The 6,280-nt window shown below is 69.3% G+C and carries 7 protein-coding genes and 2 pseudogenes; 1 reads left to right on the top strand and 8 read right to left on the bottom strand.

The annotated features are described in order from the left end of the window. Nucleotides 1-35: 35 nt before the first annotated feature. From G6048_RS50665 to G6048_RS46030, 5 genes and pseudogenes are all read right to left on the bottom strand, one after another. A pseudogene (locus tag G6048_RS50665) lies at nucleotides 36-152 on the bottom strand (FAD-dependent oxidoreductase); the annotation flags it as partial. A gap of 80 nt (nucleotides 153-232) precedes the next feature. Further along, nucleotides 233-556: a hypothetical protein gene (locus G6048_RS46045; protein ID WP_165345581.1), complete on the bottom strand. Its 324-nt coding sequence runs from the start codon at nucleotides 554-556 to the stop codon at nucleotides 233-235. Further along, nucleotides 553-921 (bottom strand): WhiB family transcriptional regulator, encoded by a 369-nt coding sequence (locus G6048_RS46040; protein ID WP_165345580.1) that lies wholly within the window; start codon nucleotides 919-921, stop codon nucleotides 553-555. Before G6048_RS46040 ends, G6048_RS46045 begins: the two co-directional genes overlap by 4 nt. Nucleotides 922-1,097: 176 nt before the next feature. Next, nucleotides 1,098-1,373 carry a hypothetical protein gene (locus tag G6048_RS46035; protein ID WP_206342964.1) on the bottom strand — a complete coding sequence of 92 codons (276 nt, stop codon included), beginning with the start codon at nucleotides 1,371-1,373 and terminating at the stop codon, nucleotides 1,098-1,100. 209 nt (nucleotides 1,374-1,582) lie between these two features. Further along, entirely contained in the window at nucleotides 1,583-3,877 is a 2,295-nt protein-coding gene (locus tag G6048_RS46030; protein WP_165345578.1) for an ATP-dependent DNA helicase UvrD2, read from the bottom strand. An 85-nt stretch (nucleotides 3,878-3,962) separates the two neighbouring features. Here G6048_RS46030 and G6048_RS46025 point away from each other — a divergent pair, with 85 nt between their 5' ends. After that, nucleotides 3,963-4,220 carry a mycoredoxin gene (locus tag G6048_RS46025; RefSeq protein ID WP_165345577.1) on the top strand — a complete coding sequence of 86 codons (258 nt, stop codon included), beginning with the start codon at nucleotides 3,963-3,965 and terminating at the stop codon, nucleotides 4,218-4,220. A 13-nt stretch (nucleotides 4,221-4,233) separates the two neighbouring features. Here the strand turns inward: G6048_RS46025 and nudC are convergent, their stop codons facing one another. The 3 genes and pseudogenes from nudC to G6048_RS46010 all read right to left on the bottom strand — a co-directional run. Next, nucleotides 4,234-5,181 carry an NAD(+) diphosphatase gene (gene nudC, locus G6048_RS46020; RefSeq protein ID WP_328828951.1) on the bottom strand — a complete coding sequence of 316 codons (948 nt, stop codon included), beginning with the start codon at nucleotides 5,179-5,181 and terminating at the stop codon, nucleotides 4,234-4,236. A gap of 120 nt (nucleotides 5,182-5,301) precedes the next feature. Then, nucleotides 5,302-5,511, bottom strand: a pseudogene (locus G6048_RS46015) (peptidase M20); the annotation flags it as partial. Nucleotides 5,512-5,521: 10 nt separating this feature from the next. Next, nucleotides 5,522-6,280: PD-(D/E)XK nuclease family protein (locus G6048_RS46010; RefSeq protein ID WP_165345575.1), on the bottom strand; the 759-nt coding region annotated here is incomplete at its 5' end.

Genomic DNA, 6,280 nt, shown 5'->3' with positions numbered 1-6,280 from the left:
GATCTACATCCTGCTGTTCATCTCGCTCATCGGCTGGTCCGTCGGAGGGTGCCCTTGTGGCGGAGGCGTAGCCGGGCCGCTTCGAGCGGCGGGAGCGGGGCGAGTTCGCCGATCAGCCCGCGCTGTTTGAGCCAGGTCCAGTGCGGGCCGCCCAGCGGTTTGCCTCTACTGACGTTGCCGTTGCCGACACCGAAGCCGTTGCGGCTGCTGCGGCTGTCGCGTCAACGCGGCCTTACTGCATGACTGCCATGGCCAGGGCACGGCGAGCGCGCAGCGACGCGCGCTCGGCGCGGCGCTGCATCCGGCGGGCCGTCGCCAGGCGGATCGCCCGGCGCTCGGCCTCGGCGGCGCGCTGCCGCTCGTGCATATGCGCACGAGCCAGGGCTTCTTGGATGAGTTGCATCTCTCGGGTCCTGTTCTGACGCGAGTCGTTCGCGCCGGTGGTGGTGAAGTCTGGAATCGCGGAGCCGGCGGGCTCGCTGTTGGACGGCTTCATCGGGGCCTGATCCTTGGGGTCGTGCGTCAGGGGGCGATCGATCGTTCCTGTGGTGGTCATGCCGCGACCGGGTTCTTGCGCGGGCGGCCACGCGGCCGCTTCCGGGCGACAACGACACCCTGGACGAAGAGCTCGCCACCCCAGACACCCCAGGGCTCACGCCGCTCCTTGGCGCCGGCGAGGCAGGCCTCGATCAGCGGGCAGGTGCGGCAGAGGGACTTGGCGTACTCGACATCTGCCGGAGACTCGGCGAAGAAGACCTCCGGGTCGTTGGAGCGGCAGGGGACGGGTACGCCGAGGTTCTCGATGGCGTCGTCGAGCGCGGTGAGCGCAGTGAGCGGGATCAAGGTGGAGTCCTCCGTGGGGCCGGGCGGGGGGATCGTTTCGGAAGGCGGTACGGACGGGGCGTGCGCTTCGAGTTGCACGGTTCGTCTTCCTCGTCTGGTCGTGCCGGCCGGGTTGGCCGGTTGGCGGCTGGTACCGGGTTCATTTCTTGTTCCCGAGGCTCCTTCGCTCTGTCGTCCCTGGTCGGGGACAAACAGAAGGGCCGCGGATCCCGGGTGGGGTTCCGCGGCCCTGAAGGCGCCGGCCTGATCGCCGATCAGGCTGGATCACTCCAGGGTTCAGGCCCACGGAAGGCCCACATCGTGTGGTGCGTCTGCTGGGTGGCTCCGGCACCGGCGGCCGCAAAGGCATAGGCCTGCGCCTGCGCCTCTACTGCTTCCAGTGCCTTCATCGGTCGCTCATTGCGCTCACTGACGGGGAGACCCGCGAGAGACACGGCGGACGCCGGCCGGACGGCAGGAATGCCGGACAGACCGGTGCCCAGGTTCGAGACGCCGAGCAGGCACGTGGAGACGACCGAGCGATCGGTCATTTTGACAGTGCTGATGGAGCTGGTGCTGATGCTGATGCTGATCACTGGAATCGCCTCCTCTCGGCGTCTCAAGGGACCGGGGTGAACCGGTCCGACGGCTATTAAGTACAGCACGGAACCAGGGCCTTGGAGAAGGCCGCCGCTTCCGTGCTTAAGAACCTATGGGGATTCCTGGGGCATGCGCAAACTATTTTCTCGACGAGTTTGCGTCAGTCGTCATCGTCTCCCTCTTCAAGCTCCTGACCTGCACAGATGGCCAGAACTTCGGTTCCGTAGCGGTTGAGCTTGCGGGCGCGGACCCCTGGGATGCGCGCCAGTTCAGCCGGAGTCGCCGGTACCGCTTCCGCGATGGCCATCAGTGTCTTGTCCGTGAAGACGCAGAAGTCCGGTTGACCGCTGCGCTGCGCCTGGGACGCTCGCCAGTCGCGCAGCCGCTCGTACAGCCCCTCGTCCATGTCGGACGGGCAGTCGTCGCAGCGCATCAGTTTCATCTCACCGGCGTCGGTGAGGGTGCGACCGCAGACCCGGCATCGGGCGGGCTGACGGGCCACCCGCCGCACCACGCCCTCGACGCCACCGACGACACCGCGCTCGATGCCGCCGGGGCCGCCTCCGCCGCCTCGGGTCGGGGCGGCCGAGGAGCCGGGGCGCAGCCCGTCGAGGAAGTGGCTGGGGCGGCGGTTGGGGCGGCTTCCCGGCGAGCGGGACAGCGCCCAGGAGACGGAGAGGTGTTGTCTGGCACGGGTGACGCCGACATAGAGAAGGCGGCGCTCCTCCTCGATCTGTTCCTCGGTCTTTGCGTACGAGATCGGCATCATGCCTTCGGCGACACCGACGAGAAAGACGACGTCCCACTCCAGGCCCTTGGCGGAGTGGAGGGAGGCGAGAGTGACTCCCTGGACGGTCGGGGCGTGCTGGGCGGCGGTCCGCTCGTCGAGTTCCGCGACGAGGTCGCCGAGTGTGGCGTCGGGCTTGGCGGAGGCGAAGTCCTGTGCGAGGTGAACCAGGGCGGCCAGTGACTCCCAGCGCTCGCGGACCGCGCCGGATCCTGCGGGCGGCTCGCTGGTCCAGCCCTCGCTGGACAGCACGGCTCGTACCTGCCCAGGCAGGTCCCCGGCGTCGTCCAGGAGGGTGTCATTGCCTCCGAAGCGGCCTGCCGCGCGCAAGCCGTGGATGGCTCTCTTCACCTCCGGGCGGTCGAAGAACCGCTCGGCGCCGCGCAGTTGGTAGGGCACGCCGACATCGGCGAGGGCCTGTTCGTAGGTCTCTGACTGGGCGTTCGTTCGAAAGAGGATGGCGATCTCGCTCGCTGGGACTCCGGAGACGATGAGGTCGCGGATGTGTCGGGCGGCGCCCTCGGCCTCGGCGGGCTCGTCGGTGTACTCGGTGTAGACCGGCTCGGGGCCCGGGTCGCGCTGGGAGATCAGCTCGAGACGGTGTTCGGCGGCGCGGCCCCGGGCCTGGGCGAGCAGGCCGTTGGCGAGGTGGACGACCTGGGGCGAGGATCGGTAGTCGCGGACCAGCTTGACGACGGTGGCGCTGGGGTGGCGGGTGCGGAAGTCGAGGAGGTGGTCCGGGGTTGCACCGGTGAACGAGTAGATCGTCTGGCTGGCGTCGCCGACGACGCAGAGGTTGTCGCGCTCGCCGAGCCACAGTTCCAGGAGGCGCTGCTGGAGGGGGCTGACGTCCTGGTACTCGTCGACCACGAAGTGCTGGTACTGGGCGCGGACCTGGTCGGCGATGTCGTGCCGGTCCTGGAGGATGCCAACGGTCAGCAGCAGGACGTCTTCGAAGTCGATGACACCGCGGTCGCGTTTGACGTCCTCGTAGGCGGCGTAGAGCTGGGCGATCTCACCGGGGCGGCGGGGGGGTTCCCGGCCGGTCTTGGCGGCCGTCGCCGCGTAGTCGGCGGGGACGGTCTGGGTGACCTTGGACCATTCGATCTCGGCTGTGAGATCGCGCAGTTCACCTCGGTCGAGGCGGACTCCGCAGGCGGCTGCGGCGTCGGCGACAAGCTGGATCTTCCGGTCGACGATCCGCGGCAGGCTGCCGCCGACCGCCTTGGGCCAGAAGTAGTGGAGTTGGCGTAGGGCGGCGGAGTGGAAGGTGCGTGCCTGTACTCCGGAGGCGCCGAGTTGGCGGAGCCGGCCGCGCATCTCGCCGGCGGCACGGTTGGTGAAGGTGACGGCCAGCACACTGGAGGGTTGGAGAATTCCGGCGCGTACTCCGTAGGCGATGCGGTGGGTGATCGCCCGGGTTTTGCCCGTGCCGGCTCCTGCCAGTACGCACACCGGCCCGTGCAGGGCGGTGGCGACCTCGCGCTGCTCGGGGTCGAGGCCTTCGAGCACCGCGTCGGCCGAGTCCGGTGCCTGCGGGAAGAGGGTGGAGTGCGTTGCTGCTGTCACACGGCCATGCTGCCAGGTCACCGAAGACGGCTGTGCTGGTTGTCCACAGGCGGGCCCTGATAGTCGTACTAATGCGGCAGGCGTCACGTGGCCGGGCATACCCCGGGCGGGAATGGCGCCCCCGTCGCGTACGTTCCCTCTCTGGACGACCTGATCCCCAAGCCATCAGAGGAGCGCGCGAGATATGCAGGGCACTGTGACGATGTACAGCACCACGTGGTGCGGTTACTGCCAGCGGCTGAAGAAGCAGCTGGACCGCGAGGGCATCGCGTACACCGAGATCAACATCGAGCAGGACCCCGCGTCCGCCGCGTTCGTCGAGAAAGCGAACGGCGGAAACCAGACGGTCCCGACGGTCCAGGTAATTCCCTCCAGCGGTGGCGCCGAGGTCGTGATGACCAATCCCAGCCTTGCCCAGGTGAAGCAGGCGCTCGGCGTCTGATTCCGGACAGGCCCTAAAGGGCCGTGCCCGGTTTCGGCAGGGGCTTTCCGTACCAGAGCTCGATGAGGCGGGCCGCAATCGAGATGCCGTAGGGAGGGAGCACCTCCCCGGACTCGAAGGCGGCCCGTAGCTCTTCGCGGGAGAACCAGCGGGCTTCGTGGATCTCGTCGCCGTCCACGTCGATGTCCGCCGAGGTGGCGCGGGCCATGAAGCCCAGCATGAGGCTGGAGGGGAAGGGCCAGGGCTGGCTGGCGATGTACTCGACCTCGCCGACGGTGACGCCGGCCTCCTCCAGGACCTCGCGGCGTACCGACTGCTCTATGGACTCGCCGGGCTCGACGAAGCCGGCGAGGGTGGAGAACCTGCCCTCGGGCCAGTGCACTTGGCGGCCGAGCAGGATGCGGTCGTCGTCGTCCGTGACGGCCATGATCACGGCGGGGTCGGTGCGCGGGTAGTGCTCGGCGCCGCAGGCGGGGCAGCGGCGGATGTGGCCGGCCGCGGCGATCACGGTGCGTTCGCCGCAGCGGGAGCAGAAGCGGTGCAGGCGCTGCCAGTTCTCCAGGGCGACTGCGTGCACCATGAGTCCCGTGTCGCGGGGTGACAGGAGCAGGCCTGCCTCGCGCAGTCCGGCGGGACGGGCGGACTGGTCCATGCGTCCGGGGAGCGCGTCCTTCTGGAGTGCGAAGTAGCTGACGCCGTCGTCGTCGGTGCCCAGGAAGTAGCGGTGTGCCTCGGTGAGGGGGGCTTCGAAGGAGGGGGTCATCACGAGTTCGGTGGTGCCGTCCTCCGTCTCGTCGATGAGGACCTGGCCGCCGGACACCACGAACACTCGGGTCGTGGGGTGGCTCCATGCCGCGGCGAGCCAGGCCTCGTCGAGCCGGTGGTGGGCGGCCCGGTCGATGCCGCTCGGGGCGGTGAGCGAGATGGGACGGTCGGCGGTGTGATCGGTCCAGGTGGTCACGGGTGCTTCCAACTCCCCCGGTGGAACGGGTATTTCAGCGGGACGTGCGGCAGGACTCGGCGGCGTTCGGCGGGCTCTTTCAGTGTGCATCGCGCCTGTTGTCCGCTAGGTCGCCCCGTCCGCGGTGGGGCCCGCACCGCCCTCGGCGGTCGGGAAGCCGGTCTCCCGGAGTTTCACGGCAAGCCGATCGGTGCTGCGCCGTATGTCCGCCGTGCGCTCGGGCCGTGCCGACACGGACGGGACGCGCGGCCACTCGGTGAGGTCGTCGAGGAAGGCGGCGCGGTGTTGCTCGATGTGCGGGCGGACGGCGCTGTCCGAAGTCTTGCTCATGTTCACGAGCCTATCCGCCCGCACTGACATGCTGGTCCGGCGGTTCGTCCGAGGTCGGCTCCTCCAGGAGCAGCCGCTCCAGTGCGGCCCGGTCCGGCAGATTCTCGGGCCGTACGATCTCTCCGCCGCGCACGTACAGGAAAGCGGCCTTGACGGACTCCAGGGGTAGGTCGTGCTGCTCGGCCCAGGCGAGCCGGTAGAGGGCGAGCTGGAGGGGGTCGGCGGTGCGGCCGCGGTTGGTCTTCCAGTCGACGATCTCGTACGTCGTCTCGTCGCCGTCGCCTTCCTTGTAGACGGCGTCGATGCGGCCTCGTACGACGCGTCCGGCGATCTCGAGCTGGAAGGGGGCTTCTACGCGGTAGGGCGTGCGGTGGGCGTACGGGGTGCGTTCGAAGGCGTCCTTGAGTGACTCCAGGTCGCGTTCGTCCGCGATCTCGGCCTCGCTTCCGGGCAGCTCCTCCGGCTCCAGCATGGGCAGCCGCAGCTCTTCGAAGCGGGTCTCCACCCAGGCATGGAAGCGGGTACCGCGGCGCGCGGCGCGCTGCGGGGCGCGCGGCATGGGGCGCGCGAGTTCCTGTGCGAAGACGTCCGGATCGGCGGCCAGGCGCAGCATCTGGGATGCGGTCAGTGAGATCGGCAGGGGTACGTCCGTGACGCTCTCGCGGGCGCGCAGGAGCTCTCCGGTGAGGGCGTCCAGGTCGCGGTCCCAGGAGGCGATGGTGCGGGCTTCCTCGGGGGTGAGGGGCGCGGTGTCAGGTGAGTGCGGGCG

This window comes from Streptomyces ureilyticus (genome assembly GCF_011045025.1).
Taxonomy (GTDB): Bacteria; Actinomycetota; Actinomycetes; order Streptomycetales; family Streptomycetaceae; genus Streptomyces; species Streptomyces ureilyticus.
This window is presented reverse-complemented; position numbering and strand designations above follow the sequence as displayed.

Coding starts and splice junctions, on each gene's coding strand:
- G6048_RS46045 (WP_165345581.1), bottom strand. CDS start 556: ATGACCACCACAGGAACGATCGATCGCCCCCTGACGCACGACCCCAAG.
- G6048_RS46035 (WP_206342964.1), bottom strand. CDS start 1,373: ATGACCGATCGCTCGGTCGTCTCCACGTGCCTGCTCGGCGTCTCGAAC.
- G6048_RS46030 (WP_165345578.1), bottom strand. CDS start 3,877: ATGCCCGGCCACGTGACGCCTGCCGCATTAGTACGACTATCAGGGCCC.
- G6048_RS46025 (WP_165345577.1), top strand. CDS start 3,963: ATGCAGGGCACTGTGACGATGTACAGCACCACGTGGTGCGGTTACTGC.